The 19,400-nt window shown below is 66.1% G+C and carries 21 protein-coding genes and 1 pseudogene; 10 read left to right on the top strand and 12 right to left on the bottom strand.

What is annotated here, in order from left to right; translation table 11 throughout:
• Nucleotides 1-18 precede the first annotated feature (18 nt).
• Genes JOE69_RS15030 through JOE69_RS15015 form a run of 4 tightly spaced genes read right to left on the bottom strand, consistent with a single transcriptional unit; the run spans nt 19 to nt 2,666 of the window.
• Complete coding sequence (locus tag JOE69_RS15030) at nt 19-540, bottom strand: molybdenum cofactor biosynthesis protein MoaE (RefSeq protein ID WP_309800044.1); 522 nt, start codon at nt 538-540, stop codon at nt 19-21.
• Nucleotides 530-1,015: a MogA/MoaB family molybdenum cofactor biosynthesis protein gene (locus tag JOE69_RS15025; RefSeq protein ID WP_309800042.1), complete on the bottom strand. Its 486-nt coding sequence runs from the start codon at nt 1,013-1,015 to the stop codon at nt 530-532. Before JOE69_RS15025 ends, JOE69_RS15030 begins: the two co-directional genes overlap by 11 nt.
• Nucleotides 1,012-1,494 (bottom strand): cyclic pyranopterin monophosphate synthase MoaC, encoded by a 483-nt coding sequence (moaC, locus tag JOE69_RS15020; protein ID WP_309800041.1) that lies wholly within the window; start codon nt 1,492-1,494, stop codon nt 1,012-1,014. The genes JOE69_RS15025 and moaC overlap by 4 nt, the downstream gene beginning before the upstream one ends.
• Nucleotides 1,482-2,666 (bottom strand): molybdopterin molybdotransferase MoeA, encoded by a 1,185-nt coding sequence (locus JOE69_RS15015; protein WP_309800039.1) that lies wholly within the window; start codon nt 2,664-2,666, stop codon nt 1,482-1,484. The genes moaC and JOE69_RS15015 overlap by 13 nt, the downstream gene beginning before the upstream one ends.
• A 111-nt stretch (nt 2,667-2,777) precedes the next feature.
• Between JOE69_RS15015 and JOE69_RS15010 the strand changes: the two genes are divergently transcribed.
• On the top strand, nt 2,778-3,665 hold the full coding sequence (locus tag JOE69_RS15010; RefSeq protein WP_309800038.1) for an MTAP family purine nucleoside phosphorylase: 888 nt from the start codon (nt 2,778-2,780) through the stop codon (nt 3,663-3,665).
• The gene (locus JOE69_RS15005; protein ID WP_309800036.1) at nt 3,665-4,726 is read left to right on the top strand and encodes an NAD-dependent epimerase/dehydratase family protein; all 1,062 of its coding nucleotides are present in this window, start codon (nt 3,665-3,667) and stop codon (nt 4,724-4,726) included. The genes JOE69_RS15010 and JOE69_RS15005 overlap by 1 nt, the downstream gene beginning before the upstream one ends.
• Before the next feature lie 25 nt (nt 4,727-4,751).
• Here the strand turns inward: JOE69_RS15005 and JOE69_RS15000 are convergent, their stop codons facing one another.
• From JOE69_RS15000 to JOE69_RS14990, 3 genes are read right to left on the bottom strand one after another with little or no spacing between them, the layout of a single operon-like run.
• Nucleotides 4,752-6,293: a molybdopterin-dependent oxidoreductase gene (locus JOE69_RS15000; protein WP_309800034.1), complete on the bottom strand. Its 1,542-nt coding sequence runs from the start codon at nt 6,291-6,293 to the stop codon at nt 4,752-4,754.
• A complete protein-coding gene (locus JOE69_RS14995) occupies nt 6,290-7,414 on the bottom strand; it encodes a sensor histidine kinase (RefSeq protein WP_309800032.1) in 1,125 nt (374 codons plus the stop codon). The genes JOE69_RS15000 and JOE69_RS14995 overlap by 4 nt, the downstream gene beginning before the upstream one ends.
• Before the next feature lie 16 nt (nt 7,415-7,430).
• Complete coding sequence (locus JOE69_RS14990; protein ID WP_296364098.1) at nt 7,431-8,162, bottom strand: response regulator transcription factor; 732 nt, start codon at nt 8,160-8,162, stop codon at nt 7,431-7,433.
• 111 nt (nt 8,163-8,273) lie between these two features.
• Between JOE69_RS14990 and JOE69_RS14985 the strand changes: the two genes are divergently transcribed.
• The 5 genes and pseudogenes from JOE69_RS14985 to JOE69_RS14965 all read left to right on the top strand — a co-directional run.
• Nucleotides 8,274-8,966, top strand: coding sequence for a glycosyltransferase family 2 protein (locus JOE69_RS14985; protein WP_309800029.1), 693 nt, complete (start codon nt 8,274-8,276; stop codon nt 8,964-8,966).
• Complete coding sequence (locus tag JOE69_RS14980; protein ID WP_309800027.1) at nt 8,963-9,670, top strand: TIGR04282 family arsenosugar biosynthesis glycosyltransferase; 708 nt, start codon at nt 8,963-8,965, stop codon at nt 9,668-9,670. The genes JOE69_RS14985 and JOE69_RS14980 overlap by 4 nt, the downstream gene beginning before the upstream one ends.
• Nucleotides 9,667-10,353, top strand: coding sequence for a class I SAM-dependent methyltransferase (locus JOE69_RS14975; protein WP_309800025.1), 687 nt, complete (start codon nt 9,667-9,669; stop codon nt 10,351-10,353). Before JOE69_RS14980 ends, JOE69_RS14975 begins: the two co-directional genes overlap by 4 nt.
• Nucleotides 10,354-10,599: 246 nt before the next feature.
• Nucleotides 10,600-10,803: a hypothetical protein gene (locus JOE69_RS14970; RefSeq protein WP_309800024.1), complete on the top strand. Its 204-nt coding sequence runs from the start codon at nt 10,600-10,602 to the stop codon at nt 10,801-10,803.
• 165 nt (nt 10,804-10,968) lie between these two features.
• Nucleotides 10,969-11,484, top strand: a pseudogene (locus JOE69_RS14965) (SRPBCC family protein); the annotation flags it as partial.
• Nucleotides 11,485-12,079: 595 nt separating this feature from the next.
• Here JOE69_RS14965 and JOE69_RS14960 read toward each other — a convergent pair.
• From JOE69_RS14960 to JOE69_RS14950, 3 genes are all read right to left on the bottom strand, one after another.
• Nucleotides 12,080-12,517, bottom strand: a complete 438-nt coding sequence (locus JOE69_RS14960; RefSeq protein WP_309800022.1) for an Hsp20/alpha crystallin family protein — start codon at nt 12,515-12,517, stop codon at nt 12,080-12,082.
• A 404-nt stretch (nt 12,518-12,921) separates the two neighbouring features.
• Nucleotides 12,922-13,464, bottom strand: a complete 543-nt coding sequence (locus tag JOE69_RS14955; protein ID WP_309800021.1) for a hypothetical protein — start codon at nt 13,462-13,464, stop codon at nt 12,922-12,924.
• Nucleotides 13,461-14,615: a molybdopterin-dependent oxidoreductase gene (locus tag JOE69_RS14950; protein WP_309800018.1), complete on the bottom strand. Its 1,155-nt coding sequence runs from the start codon at nt 14,613-14,615 to the stop codon at nt 13,461-13,463. The genes JOE69_RS14955 and JOE69_RS14950 overlap by 4 nt, the downstream gene beginning before the upstream one ends.
• Before the next feature lie 121 nt (nt 14,616-14,736).
• On the opposite strand from JOE69_RS14950, the gene JOE69_RS14945 reads away from it, so the two are divergent.
• Nucleotides 14,737-16,209, top strand: a complete 1,473-nt coding sequence (locus tag JOE69_RS14945; RefSeq protein WP_309800016.1) for a glycosyltransferase family 87 protein — start codon at nt 14,737-14,739, stop codon at nt 16,207-16,209.
• On the opposite strand, the gene JOE69_RS14940 is transcribed toward JOE69_RS14945, so the two are convergent.
• Both JOE69_RS14940 and modA read right to left on the bottom strand, forming a co-directional pair.
• On the bottom strand, nt 16,137-16,952 hold the full coding sequence (locus JOE69_RS14940) for an ABC transporter permease (protein WP_296364091.1): 816 nt from the start codon (nt 16,950-16,952) through the stop codon (nt 16,137-16,139). The genes JOE69_RS14945 and JOE69_RS14940 overlap by 73 nt on opposite strands.
• A gap of 12 nt (nt 16,953-16,964) precedes the next feature.
• Nucleotides 16,965-17,807, bottom strand: a complete 843-nt coding sequence (modA, locus tag JOE69_RS14935) for a molybdate ABC transporter substrate-binding protein (protein ID WP_309800013.1) — start codon at nt 17,805-17,807, stop codon at nt 16,965-16,967.
• A gap of 155 nt (nt 17,808-17,962) precedes the next feature.
• On the opposite strand from modA, the gene moaA reads away from it, so the two are divergent.
• Entirely contained in the window at nt 17,963-19,027 is a 1,065-nt protein-coding gene (gene moaA, locus JOE69_RS14930; RefSeq protein WP_309801325.1) for a GTP 3',8-cyclase MoaA, read from the top strand.
• On the top strand, nt 19,028-19,288 hold the full coding sequence (locus JOE69_RS14925; protein ID WP_309800011.1) for a MoaD/ThiS family protein: 261 nt from the start codon (nt 19,028-19,030) through the stop codon (nt 19,286-19,288). It begins immediately after the preceding gene.
• The last annotated feature ends 112 nt before the right edge of the window (nt 19,289-19,400 follow it).

Raw genomic sequence — 19,400 nt, 5'->3', positions numbered from 1 at the left:
CTGCCTCCCCCGACCAGCCTACTGGGACGGCTGCGGCGGAACAGAATCCGCGGCCGGGCCGGCGCCGACCCATTCCACCCCGCCGTCGGCGAAGAACTGTTCTTTCCAGATCGGCACCTCGGCTTTGATCCGGTCCACCAAGGCGCTGCAGGCCGCGAAGGCCAGGCCCCGGTGCGCGGCCGCGACTGCGCAGACCAAGGCCGGATCACCGATCTGCAGCTCGCCGACCCGGTGCTGGGCCCACAGCCTGGTCCCCGGGAACTCCTGCGCCACCCGGGCCAGCACCGCGCTGAAAACCTGCTCCGCACTGGGATGCGCGCTGTAGCTCAAGGCGCTGACCGTCCGTCCGCCGTCGTGATCGCGCACCACGCCGGAAAAGCCCACCACGGCACCGCACTGCGGGGATTCGACCGCGAGCAGGGCTTCCGGCAGGCCGATCGGGCCGGCTGACAAAGCGGCGAAAACCACGTGGCCGGCGGGGCCGGCCGGCGCCGCGGGCCGATCGCCGGTCTCCGGAAGTCCGGATCGATCAGTGTTCATGGCTGCCTCCCAGTTGTGCCAGCAAATGATCCAGGATCGGATCCAGAACGGTTAGTCCGTCCTGGATCCCGCCGGCCGATCCGGGCAAGTTCAGCAATAACGCCCCCTGCGCGATCCCGGCATAGCCCCGGCTGAGTGCCGCCATCGGCGTGTTCCGCAGGCCCGCGGCACGGATCGCCTCCATCAACCCCGGGATCTCCAGTTGCAACAGCGGCTTGGTCATCTCCGGGGTCCGGTCGTCCGGAGTCAGCCCGGTCCCGCCCGTGGTCAGCAGCAGGTCCACCCCCTGCCCGAGCAGTTGCAGCATCGCGGCCCGGGTCGGTTCGCCGTCCGCTGCAATCGCCGGCGGCAACACCGTGAAGCCGCGGTCCGCCAGCCAATTCTGCAGCAACGGCGCGCTCGCGTCCGCGCGTTCCCCGCGCGCGGCACGGGTGGATGCCACCACGATTCCGGCCCGCCTGGACTCCGCGGTCATGCTTCCGCCGCCCGGTAGTCCCCGCTTTTGCCACCGGATTTGGCGAGCAGCTTGATCTCCCCGAGCACGGCCGCTTTGTCCACCGCTTTGATCATGTCGTACAGCGTCAATGCGGCCATACTGGCCGCGGTCAGTGCCTCCATTTCGACCCCGGTGACGCCTCGGGTGCGCACTGTGGCCAGGATCCGCACCCGGTCGCCATCGAGTTCGAAGCCGATCGTCACCTTGCTCAACGGCAACGGATGGCATAGCGGAATCAACTCCGGGGTCTTCTTCGCGGCCATGATCCCGGCCACCCTCGCCACTGCTACCGCGTCGCCTTTCGGCAGCCCTCCGTCGCTGATCAGGGCGACCACCTGTTCGGTGCTGCAGAGCACCGCTTGCGCGGTGGCCTCCCGGGTGGTCTCGGGCTTCCCGGAGACGTCGACCATCTGCGCTTCGCCGGCGGCATTCAGATGCGAAAGTTTCATAACAGCCATACTTCCACTTCTTCGCCGGCGGCCAGCTCCGCCACCCCCAGCGGCAAATGCACCAATGCATTGGCTTGCGCCATAGCATGCAGCAAATGCGAGCCCGGGCCGCCCAGCAACTGCACGGTTTCCTGGGCGAACAAACCGCGCCGGATCTGGTGTTTGCCGGGCGGGCTCGCGGCATCTGCGCTGAGCCGGGCACGGAGCCGGTTCCGCGGTCCGGCCAACAGCGGGCGCAGGAACATTTCGAAGGAGACCAAAGTGCTCACCGGGTTGCCGGGGAAGCCCAGGAACGGGATCGTCCGTTCTTCGCCCGGCGGTCCGATCCGTACCGAGCCGATCGCCTGCGGGCCGCCGGGCTGCATCGCCACCTGGTGGAATCCCACCATCCCGGCCAAACCTTGTTTGACCACTTCGAAGGCCCCCTGGCTGATCCCGCCGGTGCTGATCAGCAGGTCGACGCCGGTCAATCCGTCGAGCACGGCGTCGAGGCCGGCCGGGTCGTCCGGCAGCGTCGGCAGCAGCACCGCGGTTGCCCCGGCTTCGCTCAGCGCAGACCCGAGCAAGGTGCTGTTGGCGTCGTAGATCCGGCCCGGCGGCAGCGGCTCCCCCGGCGCGGCCAGTTCGTCGCCGGTGCTGAGCACGGCCACTGTGATCCGGCGCAGCACCGGCACGCTGCCCAGCCCGAGCGCGCCCAGAAGCCCCAACTGCGCCGGGCCCAATCTGGTTCCGGCCGCCACGGCGAGCGCACCGATGGCGATGTCGCTGCCGGCGCGGCGCACGAATTGCCCCGCCGGAGCCTCCGGCAGCAGTACGGATTCCCCGGCCGAGACGAATCGGGCCGGCTGCGCCGCTTCCACTGGCACCACCGCGTCCGCTCCGGCCGGCAGCATCGCGCCGGTCATGATCGGCACGGTCCGGCCCGGCGGCAGCAGAGCCGCCTGCTGCCCGGCGGCTATCGCAGCCAGTGCTGGCAACCGGGCGCCGGACTCCGCGGAGCGGACGGCGTATCCGTCCATCTGCGAATTGTCGAACGGCGGCAGTGCGACCGGTGCCCGGAGGTCCTCCGCGAGCAAACGGTGCAGTGCCTGCGGCAACGGAACCGACTCGGCTCCGCGCTTTTCGAAGCGGGGCCGGAGGAGTTCGGCCACAGCCGTCTGGTGTTCGGTTACCGTCCGCATACCGACCATTCTCGCAGCCGCTCGCGGATCAGCCCGGCGGTGCGCCGCCTCGTCATCAATCCGTAAGCCCTCCGCTCCGGATCCACCGGTTCCGCTTGGCACAATGGGGGAATGGACACGCAACTCGGCGGCACCGCCGACCACGGAGCCCGGCCCCTGGTCGGCATCATCGGCGGCAGCGGCATGTACCAGCTGCCCGGCAGCCGGACCCTGCGCACGCAATGGGTGGACACGCCGTTCGGGGCCACTTCGGCGCCGGTGACGGTTGCCGAGCTCAACGGCCGGGTGGTGGCCTTCCTGCCCCGGCACGGCGGCGGGCACAAAGTGCCGCCGCAGCAGATCAACTACCGCGCGAACATCTGGGCCTTGGCTTCACTGGGCGTGCGTGCTGTGATTTCCTCGGCCGCAGTCGGCTCGCTCGCGGCGACCCAGCCCCGGGACAGCTTTTCCGTGGTCAGCGATTTCTTCGACCGCACGTGGGGCCGGGCGGACAGTTTCTACGATGGCAGCACCGAGGCCGGGGTGCAGCACCTTCCGGCCGCGGAGGCGTATTGCGAAAACCTGCGCGGAGCGCTCCTGGCAAGCCTCCGCGATTTGGCCGAACCGCACCAGGACGGCGGCGTGGTCGCCGTGATCAACGGACCGCGCTTCACCAGCCCGGCCGAATCCGATTGGCTCGCCTCGGCCGGTGCGGAATTGGTCAGCATGACCCAGTACCCGGAGCCGGTGCTCGCCGCCGAATTGAATCTGGGCTTCGCCACCCTGGCGTACATCACCGATTCGGACACCGGGCACGACGGTTCCGAACCGGTCACTGCGGAATTGGTGTTCCACCGCCTGCGCGCCGCCCAATCCCGGGTCGCCGCGGTTCTGGCCCAGGTCCTGGACAAGCTCGACGACGACTACCGCCCGGAGCCGCGGATCAACCCGGAAGCGGTCCAGGCGGTGCTAGCGGCACCGGTCGTGGTTTCCGGCCGGTCGGCGCCGGAGGCGGATTGATGCGGCTGCTGGTCACCGGCGGCGCCGGATTCATCGGTTCCCGCGTGGTGGCCGCGGCCTTGGCCCAAGGCTGGCAGGTCCGGGTGTTGGACTCGCTGGACCCGGCGGTGCACCGGAATGCCCCGGCGCTGCCCGACGGCGTCGAACTGGTCTCCGGGTCGGTGGCCGATCCGGGCACCGCGGCCCGGGCGTTGCAGGGCATCGATGCGGTGTCCCACCAAGCAGCCAAGGTAGGTCTGGGCGTTGATTTCCAGGATGCTCCGGACTACGTCGCCGCCAATGTGCAAGGGACTGCGGTGCTGTTGGCCGCGATGGACCGGGCCGGTGTGGCCAGCCTGGTCCTGGCCTCGTCGATGGTGGTTTACGGCGAGGGCGCCTACCGGGACGGTTCCGGGAACCTGGTCCGCCCCGGCCCGCGGTCGCTGCAGGATCTGCGCGAAGGGGTCTTCGATCCGCGGCACCCGGAAACCGGCGAACTGCTGGCTCCGGATCTGGTTGCCGAGGACGCCGTGCTGGATCCCCGGAACGTCTACGCCACGTCCAAGCTCGCCCAGGAACATCTGGCCGCCAACTGGGCCCGGGAATCCGGCGGCCGGGCGATCGCACTGCGTTATCACAATGTGTACGGACCGGGCATGCCGCGGAACACCCCGTACGCCGGGGTGGCGAGCATCTTCCGTTCGGCACTGTCCCGGGGCGAAGCCCCGAAGCTGTTCGAAGACGGTGCGCAGCGGCGCAGCTTCATCCATGTGGACGATATCGCCAGCGCGAACCTCGCCGCGCTGCGCGAAACCCAACGGGGCAGCGCGGTGCTGCCGGACACCGCCTTCCGGGCTTACAACGTCGGCTCGGCACAAGTCCACACGGTCGGTGATCTGGCTGCCGCGCTGGCCGCGGCCTGCGCCGGCCCAGCGCCGGTGCGCACCGGTGAGTTCCGGCTCGGCGACGTCCGGCACATCACGGCCAGCTCCGCGCGGATCAGAGCCGAGCTAGGTTGGCGGGAACGTTGGAACTTCGAGTCGGGGATGGCCGAATTCGCGCAAGCGCCGCTACGCGACTGACAGACTCCGAGCAGCGCCACTACCGCTATTGCGCGTTGATCCGGATCGCGTGGTAACCGCTGGAGCCGTCCGGAGCCGGCGCCGCATACTCCGCGCGCTGCGGCTGCCCGGCGGCGTCGACCGATCGGACCTGCACCCGGTGCTGTCCCGGGGCGACCTCCACGGCGGCGCTCCACTGCACCCAGGTGTCCTTGGAAATCCCGGCCGCGAGCGTGGCACTCTGCCATTGGCCGTCGTCGACCTGCACCTGGACCTCGGAAATCCCGGTGGTCTGCGCCCAGGCACTGCCCGCCAGGACGAGCTTCCCGGAGGACACCGCGGCTCCGGAACGCGGCGTGTCGATCCGGGATGACTGCTTGATCGGCCCCCGTTCCGACCAACCCCGGGTCGACCAGTAGGCCAGATCTGCTTGGAAGGTGGTCACCTTCAGCTCGGTGAGCCATTTGGTCGCCGAGACGTAGCCGTACAGCCCGGGCACGATCAGCCGGGCCGGGAAGCCGTGTTCCAGAGGCAGCAACTGCCCGTTCATGCCCACCGCGATGATCGAGTCCCGGTCGTCGGTGAGCGCCTCGATCGGCGTGCTCGCGGTGAATCCGTCCTGGGAACGCGAAAGCACCATGTCCGCCCCCGGCTGCACGCCGGCCCGGGCCAGGAATTCGCGGACTGGCCAACCGAGCCAACGGGCGTTGCCGATCAGATCGCCGCCGACCTCGTTGGACACGCAGGCGATCGTCACATAGCGCTCGATCATTGGCTGCGCCAACAGCTCGGCCATGGTGATGCTGACCTCCCGATCCACCATCCCGGTGATTTTGAGCTGCCAGTCGTCCGGATTGATCACCGGCACCGCGAGCGCGGTGTCGATCCGGTAGAACTGGTCGTTCGGGATCACCAGAGGACGCAAACCGGGCACCTCGAGCTGGGCCGCGGCCGGGATCGGCGCGGCCGGCTCAGCCGGTGCCGGGAGCTTCAATTTGTCCCGGGCCGCCTGGTAGCTGGCCACCGAGCCGCGCACCACGCCGGTTGCCAGACCGGTGAGCAGCGCCCCGGCCGCGCTTGCTCCGAGGACTTGGAAGAAACGCCGTCGTCCGGTCTCGAGCGAAACCGTCGGATCAGCCTGAGCCGTCCGCCAATCGCGCAACCGGGCGATCGCGATCCGCAGCAGGGCCACGGACAGCAGCGCTGCCACAACCGGCGGCGCCAGCGCGACCGTGTTCCCCTGCGCCCGGGCGAAGACCGCAGCCGCGCCGAGCAGGCCGAACCCCGCGACCAGCAGCCAGCCGGCATTCTTCCGGTGCGCTTCGAACACCCCGGCCAGTCCGGCGGCAACCCCGATGACCACGGCCATGACCAGCAGGAAGACGACTTTGTCCGCAGTGCCGAAGAGCGAGATCGCCAGGTCTTTGACCCCCGGCGGCAATCCGTCGATCACCATCGACCCGACTGCGCTCACCGGGGAAACCGAGGGGCTCAGCCACCCGGCCAGCAGTTCGCCGGCCAGGACCCCGAAAGCCACCGCGAGCACCCCGGACAGGAACGCCCAACCGTCGAGCACCCGCTGGCTCACTCCGGCATCGCTTTCGGGATCCGCACGGTGAACCGGCAACCGTGGCCGGTGTTCTGCACCGAGACGCTTCCGGAATGCGCGGCCAGAATTCCGGCCACCGTGCTCAAACCGACGCCGGCTCCGCTGAACGCCGAGCTGGACCGCTCAGTGCTCTTGCGCCAACCCATCTCGAAAAGCCGGTCCAGATCGGCTTCGTCGATGCCGCCGCATTCGTCGCTGACCTGGATCAGCGCATCCCCGGCGTCGCTGGACGCGGCCAGCCGGACGGTGCTGCGTTCCGGCGAGTAGCTGATCGCATTGACGATCAGGTTCCGGATCACCCGGGAGATCAAGGCGCTGTCCGCATCGACCACGGTGGAGCCGACGTCGTCGCCTTGGACCGTGATGCCTTTGGCCGCGGCGAGCGGCGCCAGGTCGGCGATCGCATCGGAAACCAGGTCGTAGAGGTCGATCGGCCCAGTGTGCAGCACCAGCGAACCCGACTGGATCTTGGACAGTTCCAACAGATCGTTGACCAGGACCGCCATCTGGTCGGCCTGCGCGATGATCTTCCGGTGGTAATCGGAAACATCGGTGACCACGCCGTCTTCCAGGGCTTCGGTCATCGCTTTCATGCTGGCCAGCGGAGTGCGCAGATCGTGCGATACCCAGGAGACCAGCTCGCGCCGGGCCTCCTCCATCGCGGCTTCCCGCTGCCGGGAGGCCTCCAGTTTCTCGCTGGTGGCTTGCAGCTCCTGGGCCAGCCTGCTGAATTCGGAACTCATGCTCTGCTCCGGCGAAACCGTTTGGCCCAGACCGATCCGATGCGCCGCATTGGTCAAACCCGTCGTGTAGCGCGCCAGGCCGAGTCCCAGCACCGAGGCCACCGCGACCGCGACGATCGAGGCGGTGCCGACGATGTACCAGATGATTTCCAGGTTCTGCGCGGAAATGTACATCGCGTTGGACGCGCTGACCATTCCGGCCACCAGGACCGCCACTGTGGCGACGACCACCAGGCACACTTGCAGCACGATCGAGGCCCGGCGCAAAAGCCGCAGCAACAGCAGCGTGATCGCACCGATCGCCAGCGCCCAGCCCAGGACCCAGCCGAAGATCGTCAAAAACTGGCTCAGTGCCACAGCGCTCCCCCGGTCCTCACTGGCTGCCGCCACCCGGGGCGTCGAACCGGTACCCGACACCCCAAACCGTGTGCAGGAAGACCGGCTTGGTCGGGTTCTTCTCGATTTTTTCGCGCAATCGGCGCACGTGCACGGTCACCGTGGACAGATCGCCGAAGTCCCAGCCCCAGACGGCGCGGATCAAATCCTCCCGGCTGAAAACCTGGTTCGGCCGGCGCAAGAAAAAGGCCAGCAAATCGAATTCCCGCGCGGTCAACGCCAGTTCGACGCCGTCCAGACTGACCACCCGGGAGGCCGGGTTGAGGGAAAAACCGGCCAGCTCGACGATCGGTTCCGGGGTGAATTCCTTGACGCTGCGGCGCAGCACCGAATTGACCCGGAGTACCAACTCGCGCGGTGAGAACGGCTTGGTCACATAGTCGTCGGCACCCATCTCCAAGCCGAGGATCCGATCGTCTTCGGTGCCCAAGGCGGTCAGCAGGATGATCGGCATGCTCATGGTCTGGCGGATCCGGCGGCAAACCTCGGCGCCGTCCAGGCCGGGCAGCATCCGGTCCAGGATGATCAGGTCCGGATGCGTGGAACCGGCCAGGTGCAATGCGGTGAAACCATCACTGGCCTGTTCCACCTGGTAGCCGGCCTTGACCAGATAATCGCGCACCACTTGGGCGATCACTTCTTCGTCCTCGACGAGAAGGATCTTGCGATTGCCGGCCTCCGGCGTGGCCGGCCCCTGCGTAGTGTTCACCTTCCAAGCATAAGATTCCCGGCCGCGCAGAACCGGTGTTGCCGCCAAGCGTCCCGGTTACGTAATGATTTAGGGCAGCGGACACGCAGGTTCGGAATCTACCGTCGAAGAGTGAACCAGATCGATATCGTGCTCCCTTGCCTCAACGAGGCGGCGGCCCTGCCCACCGTCCTGGCCGCGTTGCCCCCTGGCTCCAGGGCGATCGTGGTGGACAACGGGAGCACCGACGGTTCCGCGGAGATCGCCGCCGCGGCTGGCGCCCTGGTGGTGTCCGAAAGCCGCCGCGGCTTCGGCAGCGCGGCGCACGCCGGTTTGCTCGCCGCGACCGCCCCGCTGGTGGCCTTCTGCGACGCCGATGCCTCGCTCGACCCGGGTCTGCTGCACGGGTTCCGCACCCTGGTCGATGCCGGCGAAGCCGATTTGGTGCTCGGTGCCAGACAAGCCGAGCCCGGGGCCTGGCCATTGCACGCCCGGCTCGCGAACCGGTTCCTGGCCCGCCGGATCCGCCGGGCGACCGGCTATCCGCTGACCGATCTGGGCCCGCTCCGCCTGGCCCGGCGCGAAGCTCTGCTCGGCTTGGGCCTGCAGGACCGGCGCAGCGGCTATCCACTGGAAATGGTGCTCGCCGGGCACCGTGCTGGCTGGCGGGTGATCGAACGGCCGGTCCCCTACCGGCTCCGGGACGGCAAGTCGAAAGTCACCGGCACGTTGCGCGGCACGCTGACTGCGGTCGCCGACATGTCCCGGCAACTGCGAGCGCATGCCGCGGACCGGGCCGCAACCCCGGATCGGGCCCGGCCATGAGCCGCGCGGCCGAACTCGCCGTGGCGGTGATCGCCAAGGAGTGCCTGCCCGGGAAAGCGAAAACCCGGTTGACCCCGCCGCTGCGTCCGGTCCAGGCCGCGGCCTTGGCGCAAAGCAGCCTGAGCCAAACCCTGGACACGGTCCGTTCCCTGCCGGCCGGCCGCCGCTTGCTGGTCTTCCAGGGCACTGCCCGGGAATCCGATGCGGCAGGCTTCGAGCTGGTCCCGCAGGCCGCCGGCGGTCTGGACGAGCGGCTGGCCGCGATCTGCACCGCCAGCGCTGGCCCCCTGCTGATCCTGGGCATGGACACCCCGCAGTTCACCGCTGCGGACCTGCAATCGATGTTCGACGACTGGTCCGCGGAGCAGCCCAGGCACGATGCCTGGTTGGGCTTGGCCGACGACGGCGGCTTCTGGGCCCTGGCCCTCGCCGAGCCGGACCCGGAGTTGATCCGGGGTGTGCCGATGTCCACCGGATTCACCGGGCAGGCCCAGCACGACCGGCTGACCGACGCCGGCCTGGCCGTGGGGTTGCTGCCGCAGTTGCGCGACGTCGACTATTTCGAGGACGCGCAGCATGTGGCGCGGCTCTGCCCGGGCAGCCGCTTCGCGGCACACGTGGCCTCGTTCGCTGCCGGCCCCGCAGTCGTCGCAGGTCCAGCCGAAGCCGCCGTCCAGCGGGAAGATCTCGGAGCGCTCCGATGAGCGCCGAATTGGTGTCCAGCAGACTGTCACCGGGCTCCCGGCACACTTTCGGCCGGGGTTCGGCGGAACCGTATGCCCGCGCGCTCGCGGTGGGCCAGGGGAAACTCAGCGTGCTCGATGTCTCCGGGGCGGTCCCCGCGGTGCATTACCGGGTCCAGGACTGGTTGGTCCGGGCGAACGACTTCGAACGTTCCCTGTTGCGCGGCGCCCGCGGTCCGGTGCTGGACATCGGATGCGGACCCGGCCGGATGCTGGTCGCCGCCGAAGACCTCGGCTTGGCCGCTTACGGGGTGGATTCGAACCCGCTGGCCGCCGCCCGGGCCAGAAGCCAGGGCGCCACGGTGTTCGAACAATCGATTTTCGACCCGCTGCCCGGGGACTTCCAGACCTTGCTCCTCTTGGACGGCAATATCGGCATCGGCGGCGACCCGCAGGCACTGCTGGGCCAGCTGCTCAGCATCGCGGCCCCCGGTGCCCGGCTGATCGTGGAAACCGATCCGCTGAAGCGGTTGGAAGCACGCTACCAAGCGATCCTGGTCGATTCGGCCGGCCGGAGCAGCGAGACCTTCGATTGGGCCCGGCTGGGTTCCGAGCCATTGCACCGCTATGCCGCCGACGCCGGTTGGACCCTGCTGGGCAGCGTCGAACACGGCGGTCGCCGGGTCAGCCTGCTTGGCAACTAACTTCGCGGAGGTTGGGCCTGATCAGTCCCCAGAGGAATCAGAGGAGACCGAGACCGCCAGAGTGGTGTAGCGGCACCGTGCCCCAAAGCCGATCGGCCGCTGGCGCAGCCGAGGCGACGGGGCCGTTTCATCGCAGGTCCGTAAGCGTTGACATGGTACACCGTCCTTGGGGATCGCGGCAGGGGCTTTCAGGTCTGGGGGTCTCTTGGTCGGCTTGAAGAACGGCCAACCGAAAAGGAGATCATCATGGCTGATAACAAGAACTCGGGACAATTCGGGAATCGTCAAGATACCGCAGAGCAAGCGCGTAAAGGTGGCGAAGCGAGCACTGGCAGCTTCGGCACTGAAAACGGTGCCGACCCCCACGAGGCGGGTCGAAAGGGCGCTGAAGCTGAGCCGCACGAGGCGAAAGTCCGCGGCGGTGGGAACAGCCACCGAAACGACGGCTAAAGGTCAAAACCAGTAGGGTTCGGGGCGAAGCGCTTCGCGCCGAACCTCAATGGCTTAACGCATCTATTTCAGGAGGTTCCAATGACTAGCATCAAAGAATCGATCGACGTCAATGTGGACATTTCGACAGCCTATAACCAGTGGACCCAGTAGGAAGACTTTCCAAAATTCATGTCGAGTGTCGATGAGGTTGAGCAGCTCAATGACGAAGTGGTGCGGTTCATTGCAACGATCGCGGGCGTCCGGCGCGAGTTCGACGCGAAGATCGAAGAGCAACGGCCCGATCACCTCGTGCGCTGGTCCAGTATGGACGGCGTTAAAAACCGTGGACAAATAAGCTTCGAGAGTCTCGGCACCAACGCGACGCGGGTCGCTGTTGAAATCGTTTGGGAGCCTTCCGGGATCCTCGAAACGGCAGCGTCGATCTTCACCATGGACCATGCTGCGGTGAGGAAGGACCTGGACAATTTCAAAGAATTCATTGAAGATCGTGGTCAGGAAACCGGACAGTGGCGCGGTCACATCGACAATGACCGTACCGAAACCGTTGCAGGTAGTGCGGACTATCCGGCGACCGATGAACCGCTTGGGGACCCTGCCGAACCCTACATGCCAGCTGGGACCGGAACAGGCGAACCTAATACGCCCACCTGGGACAAGCAAAGCCAAGAAAGGTCGTAGGGAAGGATTGTGGAGGCACCATATCCCTACTTCGGGCTAATCCTCATCGCCATCTTGGCCTTGGCGGTCATTATCGGGGTGACCACGTGGGCAGTGCGAGGTCATCAACGCCGCAAACATCAAGCCGACGACCAACCCCATAACACGCCGAGCGAGTGACCATAGACGTTACTGAGCAATCATCCACCATGGTGCGAAGCAAACTCGTCCGCCTCTTTTCATCAGGATCGGGGCAGCCGCTTCAACTGAAGATAGCGGATGGAAGTGGCTGCCTTTACCGTGAAAAGGGCGCATAGTAGTGGGAAACGGGAGGCCCGTCCCCCTCGGGATTCTTTCCTTCAGGAAGCGCCCAAGTGCCTGGTGCATTATTCCGGCGTGAATGAGTCCAGTCGGCGCTGCGGCAATGGCCTCAGGTGCCCCAGCCTTCCCCCCTAGTGCTTGCCGAGTGGAGCGCACTGACCGCACGTGTTGCGCTATGTGTTTGAGTGTCTGAGTTGCTTTGAGTATTTGATGTCTCGTATACGAAGGCGTTTTTTCAATGGTCCTTAAAGAGATTGGGGTGGGGCGGCAGCGCCGCCCCACCCCAATGATTAAGCTACGATTCGATGGCTTGCGAGGACGCCGTCTTAGCCGTGTGACTGATCTCGATCCGCCGAGGCTTCGCTTTCTCAGCCAACGGAATGATCACCGACAAAACTCCGTTATCGTAGACCGCCGTGATATTGTCCCGGTCAATGCCTTCGCCGAGAGTCAGTTCGCGACGGAACTGACCAGAAAAGCGTTCGCTGGCCAACCACTGCACGCCTTCATCCGATCGAGCGGTGCGTTGAGCCGAGATACTCAGCGTACCGTTGTCGACGGAAATGTCGATGGAGCCCGGATCGATTCCAGGTAGATCGGCATCCACCACATAATGGTCCTCGACCTTATAAAGGTCCATTGGCATGAACCGAGGGGAGCGTCGCGTCCCATCGTCGCTTAGAAGAGACCTGGTCATCGCTTCAACGTTGCCAAATGGGTCAAAACGCAGCACAGTAATCACCTCCTATACACACCTGCCCACCACCTCGATAGGCAGTATCAACTGTGCACTATTTAAGTTAGCACTCTCGCCCGAGAGTGCCAAGTGCTTGTCCGAAATCCCTGACGATGCAAAGACTATGGCCGGTTGCGAGCGGGCCCAGACAAAGACTCAGCGCCGACACGCCCGGCGAGCTCGTCCGTAAAGAAGACTCCAGTCGTACGCACGGACGCAATGAAGCGGGTCTGCTGAGGGTTTGGGTCGCATTGACTATGAGGATTGTGGTCTCTGCTGGAAGGATGTTGATTATGCCAAAGCCTTACCCTGAGGTGAAGCGCTCCGGCGTGTTTGGGGGGGTCTGCTGCACTAGACCCATGCGGCATGCAATAGTGGTCAGTCCCGTATGAATACTCTCGTTAAGGATTACCCGAGTCTGTCGCCGATTGACCCATCTCCGATTGAATTGCCCGGTCCCGGCGCGCCCGCCGGGACCGGCGTTCCAGCAGCAGCACGGTGACCGCTGCGGCCAGGACCAGGCCGGCCCAGAACAAGACCAGGCTGAGCAGATAGTCGTCCTGCAGCACGGAGACGTTTTTGGCCACTTGCTGGGCCTTGAGCAGCGGCAAGCCGACCAGGGTCAACACCGCGCCGATCAGCAGCGCGGTGCGGACCACCGCCGCGGATTCCGGCTGCAGGCCATAGCTGAGCCGGCGCAGGCCGAAACCGAAGAGATGGCTCAACGGAACCAGGATGCCGTCGTGCAGGACCAAGGACGCAGCCAGCCAGCCGGCCAATCCGATCAGCTGGGACACCTCGAGCTGCGTGGGCAGACCGAAAATCCCCACGCCGATCCCGAACAGGCCCAGGGCGCCCAGCGCCAGCCTGGGCAGTTGCTTCCGGGAAAACCGCGGCAGCCGGAAGAATTCCCTGAGTCCGGACCGCAAAGTTGCGCGCCTCATCCGAGGACCTCCACGCTCTTGAGCCATTTGGTCTGCAGCACTCCGGGCCGGCCCGGAGCGATGATCCGGGCCGGGTAGCCGTGGTCCAGATCCAGGACTTCGCCGTTGAGCTGCAAGGCCACCATGGTTTGCGCATCCTGGGTATAGGCGGCCGGCATGGTCATGATCCGATAGCCTCCGTTGGGCTCCAAGGAGGTGATCCGCAGCAGCGAATCCGCCGGGGCGCCGACCGTGGCGATCAGATCCCGGATCGGCACGCCGCGCCAGTTCGCATACTGGCTCCAGCCTTCCACGCAGGCGATCGGCAATTGGTGCTCGCTCAGCGGCATGGCGCCGAGTTCCGCCAAGCTGTAGGCAGCTGAGCGGCCCCGGAAGGTCACCTGCAGCGCCCAGCCCGGATCGTTGGCCAAGGCCAGCACCTTCGCCTCGGCCGCGGTCCGGTTCACCGGCACCGCTTGCGGCCCGGTGCCCATCCGGCGCGGCGCGAACAGGTTGAACGGAGCCAACCAGCCGAAAGACTGCCCGGCGGTGGTCAACACCAGGGTGAACGAGCTCAGCCCGACGGCGGCCAGGAATCCCCGACGCGGCCAACGGCCGGCGGGCCGGCTGGCGCCGTCGGGTTCCCGCCGTTTGCGCCAGTGTTCGGCGATGATCGGCAACTTCACCGCGATGTGCAACGCCAAGGAACCGACAATGACCCAAGCCAACCAATAATGGGTCTGCCGGAACGGAAACGGCCAGGGGTACCACTTGTAGGTGTTGATCAAGCCAATGGTCAGTTCCACCAGTGAGGCGGACACGAAAAGCGCGATCGAGGCGCGTTCCAGACCGTGCCAGACGTTTTTGATCGGCGGCCACTTGAGCAGTTCGGGGAAAACCGACCATAGCTTGGCGAAAAGCAACGGGATCGAAGCAATCCCCACGGTGATGTGGATGCCCTGGGTCACCTGGTAGATCCAGACCGGCCGGGTCAGGAAGAAGGTGATGTCCCCCGGGTCTTGCAGATAATGCGAGAAGAGGCCGGTGCCGAAACAGATCAAGAACGCCGGCCCGAGCAACCGGCCGAGCACCACGGTGAGCCGGGTGGAGCGGACCGGTGAATGCAACCGCGTGGCAACCCCCTCCATGCGTGCTTGAAGAAATCGGGTCAACCGGTCCATGCTCCCATCAGACCACCGATCAGCGCGCAAAGGCCCTGCCCAGTCCTTACGAATACCGAACGGTTGGCCCGCCCTGAGCCGGCTTCCCGGCTCGATGCGGCACTCTGGAAACATGCACACACCAAAAACCCGTTGGCTGGTCGCAACCGGTTTGCTCGTCCTACTGCTCAGTGCCATGGTCTGGTCCTTGATGGATCTGCCCCGGCTTGCCTGGTTGATCCCCGGCGTGGCCCGGGAATCGGCGCAGAGCGGCCGGGTCAATTTCTTCATGACCTTGGCCTGTTGGCTGGTTTTCGGACTGGCGGTGTTCTGCCTGCGCCGCGCGCAGCCGGCGGGAAGCGACATCCGGCGGCTGCGCCCCTTGGCCGGCCTCGTCCTCGTGGGGTCCTTGCTGCTGGGCGCTGCGGCGTTGAGCGCGCCGCCCTCCACCAGCAACGATTCTGCCCGCTATGCCTGGGACGGCATCGTGCAGAAGGCCGGCATCTCGCCCTACGACCATGTCCCCGCCGATCCGGCCCTGCAAAGCCTGCGGCCGGAGTGGTTGTTCCAAGCCCCGCTGCCGGACGGCAGTTGTGACAAGGCGAACTTCCCAGCGATCCCGGACAAGTCGAATGGCGTCTGTTTTGCGGTGAACCGGCCCAACGTGCCCACGATCTACCCGCCGACGTCGGAGATCTATTTCTTCCTGGTCCGGCTGCCCTTGCCCGCGGAAGTGGGCTTCATCGGGTTCCAAGCAGCCGGTCTGCTGCTCGCCCTGGGCGTCACGCTCGGGTTGCTCCGGCTCAGCCGCAAGTTCGCGTTGCCGCTGGATCGCGTGGCCTGGTGGGCCTGGAGCCCGTTGGTGGTGATCGAGGGCATCAACAACGCGCATGTGGACCTGCTCGGCGCCGGATTGCTGCTGCTCGCGGTGATCTTGCTGGCCAGGGGGCGGGTGACCGGATCCGCAATCGCCTTCGGCGCCGCGGTCGCCACGAAACTGGTCCCGGTGATCGCCGCTCCGGGAATGCTCTACCGCAAACCCTGGCGCTTCATCGTGGTCTCGATCGGCACGTTCCTGGTCTTGTACCTGCCGTATCTGCTGCTTTCCGGGATCGGGGTGTTGGGTTTCCTGCCCGGCTACCTCAGTGAAGAAGGCTACGATTCGACCCAGCAGACGTCCCGATTCGTGTTGTTGACGCTTTTCCTGCCGCCTCAGGCGGCGGTGCTGGTGGGCGCGCTGATCATTCTGGGCACCGGGATCCTGCTCTGGCGGAGGACCGATCCGGACCGGCCCTGGGACAGCCAGGTGCTCTTCGTCTCAGTGGTGTTGCTGGTGGTCAGCCCCACCTACGTCTGGTACGCCTTGCTGCTGCTGCCCTTGATCGTACTCAGCGGCCGTTATGAATATTTCAGCGTGGTGGTGGCGCTCACCATGCTCTACCTGAGCACCCCGCTGCCGGAGTCGATGGTCACGGCCAGGTCCGCTTTGGCCGGCGCAGTCCTGGTGTTGTTGGCGGCGTGGATCTGGCGCCGTCAGCGCCCCGGAGCCCTGGAACCGGGGAGCCTGTTGGTGCCCAGCCTGGCCAGCAGTAGGACCACCACGTAAATCCCGATCAGCATGAGCGAAATCCCCAGCGCCGCTTGCGGTTGGTTCGAATTGAGGCTCAATTCGATCTGCAACGGCAAGGTCCTGGTCCGACCCGCGATTGAGCCCGCGAAGGTGATCGTGGCTCCGTATTCGCCCAGCGATCGGGCGAAGGCGAGCAAGGCGCCCACCAGGATTCCGGGCATTGCCAAAGGCGTCGTGATGTAGCGCAGGATCTGCCCGGCACCGGCGCCGCTGGTCGCGGCCACCATTTCCAATTCCGGATCCACCGCGTTGAGGCTGGTCAACGTCGAGATCACGAAAAATGGCAGGGAAACGAAGACCTGGACCAGCACCACCGCCCAAGGCGTGAAACCGACGTCGATCCCGATTTGGCCGAGCAGACTGCCGAACAAGCCATTGCGACCCCAGAAGTACAGCAGCGCGATGCCGGAGACTACGGGTGAAAGCACCAACGGGATCAGCAGCAGGCCGCGCATCGGACCGATCCACCAGCCGGTCAGCTTGCTCAACAGCACCGCCAACGGAACCCCCAATACCGCGCAGACCAGGGTCGACGCGAAGGAGGTCAGCAGGGAGAGCCACAGCGATTGCAACGCATCAGGGCTGCTCAACAGCTCCGGCAACTGCGTCCAAGGCGCCTTCACGACGAGCGCGATCAGCGGACCGGCGAGCAGGAAAAGCGCAATTCCGGCAGGAACCCAGAGCCATCGCGGCACGGTGGACGGGACGAACTGACGCATCGAGGACCGGGATTACTTCCCGGAAGGCGAGGCGCTGGCGGAGTTGCCGGCAGCGCCGGGGCCGAATCCCGCAGCCGCCAGGATTCCGGCAGCTTCCTGGCCGGCCAGCCAGGTTTTGAACCCGAGCACCTCCGGTTTGTCCGCGGCCGCCTTGGTGATCGCCAGCGGGTATTTGTTCGGCGACGGGTCATCGAGTTTCACACTGGTGACGCCCTGCCCGGCGGTCGCTTTGGCATCCGTGCTGTAGACGAACCCGGCGTCGACCTGTCCGGTGGAAACCTTGGTCCGCACCGCGCTGACATCGTTTTCCTGGCTGGCCCCGCTCAGCGTCAGTTTCGCGGCGTCCAGCACCCGCTGTGCGGCCCGGCCGCACGGCACTGCCGGAGCGCAGACTGCGATCTTGCTGTCCTTGGTGGCATCTTCCAGGGTGCTGATCTTGCCCGGATTACCCGGGGCGATCGCCAGCACGATTTCATTGCTCGCAATGATCGTGGTGCCCGGCGCCAGGATCGTGTCCTGCGGGATCGAGGCGATGGAGGCTTCATCCGCGGTCACCAGGACGTCCGCAGCTGCACCGGCGGTCAGTTGCTGCACCAGAGCCGAGCTCGCCGCATAGCTGAGCGTGAATTGGATGCCGGGATTTTCCTGCCGGTACTTCTCGGTGAGCGTTTTCATCACGTCGGTCAGCGAAGCGGCAGCGAACACGGTGATCTGCCCGGTGGCTCCGGAGGCGGTGCCCGGGCTGCTGTTCGCGTCACTCGGCGCAGCAGCGGATCCGCCGCACGCGGCGAGGGCGGGCAGCACGGCCGCGGCCAGGACGAAAGCGGCCGCGGGGCGGGCACGGAGAAGTTTCATACCCCGACCTTATGCGGTTCGGGCCGGATCTGGACAGCTTCGACCGAGATGTTTTCGACTCGTAAGTTCTGCCCAGGACGCCCGAGTACGCCGGGACCGCTCCGGTGGCGTAGCGTTGATGTATGGAATCCGGCTCCGGACGCGTCGCTTTGGGGATGCCCGCTACAGGCAACCCGGACAATACCGTGCCCCGGCCCGGTGCCGGACTGCTGGACCGCTTCGGACGGCAGGCCACCGACCTCAGGATTTCGCTCACCGACAAATGCAATTTGCGCTGCACCTACTGCATGCCCGCGGAAGGATTGAGCTGGCTGGCCAAAAACCAGGTGCTGACCGCTGCGGAAATCACCAGATTGGTCCGGATCGGGGTATCCCGCTTGGGTGTCCGCGAATTGCGGCTCACCGGGGGCGAGCCGTTGGTGCGCGCCGATCTGGTGGAGATCATCTCCGCGATCCGCAGCGAACATCCCGGGCTGCCGGTATCGATGACCACCAATGCCGTGGGTTTGGCGAAAAAGGCCGCCGCGCTCAAAATCGCGGGCCTGACCCGGATCAATGTTTCGTTGGATTCCCTGCACCCCGGGACCTTCGCCCAGCTGACCCGGCGACCGTTCTTGGACCAGGTCTTGGCCGGCATCGATGCGGCGTTGGCCACCGGCCTGGCCCCGGTCAAGGTCAATGCGGTGTTGATGCGCGGCGTCAACGACGCCGAAGCACCGGATTTGCTGGAATGGGCCCTGTCCCGGCAGATCGAGCTGCGCTTCATCGAGCAAATGCCTTTGGACGCCGATCACGGCTGGACCCGGGACGGCATGGTCACCGCGGCCCAGACCAAAGCCCTGCTGTCCACCAGGTTCGAACTCGCCCCGGATCCGCGGCGACGCGACGGTGCCCCGGCCGAACGGTTCGAAGTCCGTCGCCCGGGCGACGCCGGGCTGCTCGGCACCGTGGGCATCATCGCCTCGGTCACCGAACCGTTCTGCGCGGATTGCCGGCGGACTCGGATCACCGCCGAGGGAAAGGTGATGAGTTGCCTGTTCTCCCGCGAAGAGACCGATCTGCTCGGCTTGCTGCGGGCAACCGCGGACGACGCCGAGGTGGCCGACCGTTGGCGTGCGGCCATGTGGTCCAAGCCGAAAGCGCACGGCATGGACCATACCGGCTTGGATTCGGCGGATTACGTGCAGCCGGACCGCTCGATGAGCGCCATCGGAGGATAAGTGCAGGTACGATACTTCGCCGCCGCGAAGGCCGCAACCGGGGTTGAGGCAGAGCAGCTTCCGGCTCCGGAAACGCTCGGTGCGCTGCTTCGGCTGCTTGGTGCCCGGCATTCGGCCTCGGCATCCGATTCCGCACCGGCACTGCCGGATCTGCTGCCGAATTGTTCGTTCCTGCACAACGGGGTGGCCGTGCGCCGGGGCGAAATCCCATTGTCGGATTCGGACACCGTCGATGTACTTCCGCCCTTTGCCGGCGGCTGATCTCTAGCGGCCGGCCTCCGCGAGCCAAGTCCCAGTGAGTTGGGAAACCCAGTGGGATTAAACGGTTATCTCCCACTGAGTCTTGAGACTCGGTGGGAGATAACCGTTCAGT

The organism is Arthrobacter russicus, assembly GCF_031454135.1.
GTDB classification, from domain to species: Bacteria; Actinomycetota; Actinomycetes; order Actinomycetales; family Micrococcaceae; genus Renibacterium; species Renibacterium russicum.
This window is presented reverse-complemented; position numbering and strand designations above follow the sequence as displayed.

What these genes read in the sequence shown, in the direction of transcription:
- JOE69_RS15030 (WP_309800044.1), bottom strand. Translation starts at nt 540, where the DNA reads ATGAACACTGATCGATCCGGACTTCCGGAGACCGGCGATCGGCCCGCG.
- JOE69_RS15025 (WP_309800042.1), bottom strand. Translation starts at nt 1,015, where the DNA reads ATGACCGCGGAGTCCAGGCGGGCCGGAATCGTGGTGGCATCCACCCGT.
- moaC (WP_309800041.1), bottom strand. Translation starts at nt 1,494, where the DNA reads ATGGCTGTTATGAAACTTTCGCATCTGAATGCCGCCGGCGAAGCGCAG.
- JOE69_RS15015 (WP_309800039.1), bottom strand. Translation starts at nt 2,666, where the DNA reads ATGCGGACGGTAACCGAACACCAGACGGCTGTGGCCGAACTCCTCCGG.
- JOE69_RS15010 (WP_309800038.1), top strand. Translation starts at nt 2,778, where the DNA reads ATGGACACGCAACTCGGCGGCACCGCCGACCACGGAGCCCGGCCCCTG.
- JOE69_RS15005 (WP_309800036.1), top strand. Translation starts at nt 3,665, where the DNA reads ATGCGGCTGCTGGTCACCGGCGGCGCCGGATTCATCGGTTCCCGCGTG.
- JOE69_RS14980 (WP_309800027.1), top strand. Translation starts at nt 8,963, where the DNA reads ATGAGCCGCGCGGCCGAACTCGCCGTGGCGGTGATCGCCAAGGAGTGC.
- JOE69_RS14975 (WP_309800025.1), top strand. Translation starts at nt 9,667, where the DNA reads ATGAGCGCCGAATTGGTGTCCAGCAGACTGTCACCGGGCTCCCGGCAC.
- JOE69_RS14970 (WP_309800024.1), top strand. Translation starts at nt 10,600, where the DNA reads ATGGCTGATAACAAGAACTCGGGACAATTCGGGAATCGTCAAGATACC.
- JOE69_RS14955 (WP_309800021.1), bottom strand. Translation starts at nt 13,464, where the DNA reads ATGAGGCGCGCAACTTTGCGGTCCGGACTCAGGGAATTCTTCCGGCTG.
- JOE69_RS14945 (WP_309800016.1), top strand. Translation starts at nt 14,737, where the DNA reads ATGCACACACCAAAAACCCGTTGGCTGGTCGCAACCGGTTTGCTCGTC.
- JOE69_RS14940 (WP_296364091.1), bottom strand. Translation starts at nt 16,952, where the DNA reads ATGCGTCAGTTCGTCCCGTCCACCGTGCCGCGATGGCTCTGGGTTCCT.
- modA (WP_309800013.1), bottom strand. Translation starts at nt 17,807, where the DNA reads ATGAAACTTCTCCGTGCCCGCCCCGCGGCCGCTTTCGTCCTGGCCGCG.
- moaA (WP_309801325.1), top strand. Translation starts at nt 17,963, where the DNA reads ATGCCCGCTACAGGCAACCCGGACAATACCGTGCCCCGGCCCGGTGCC.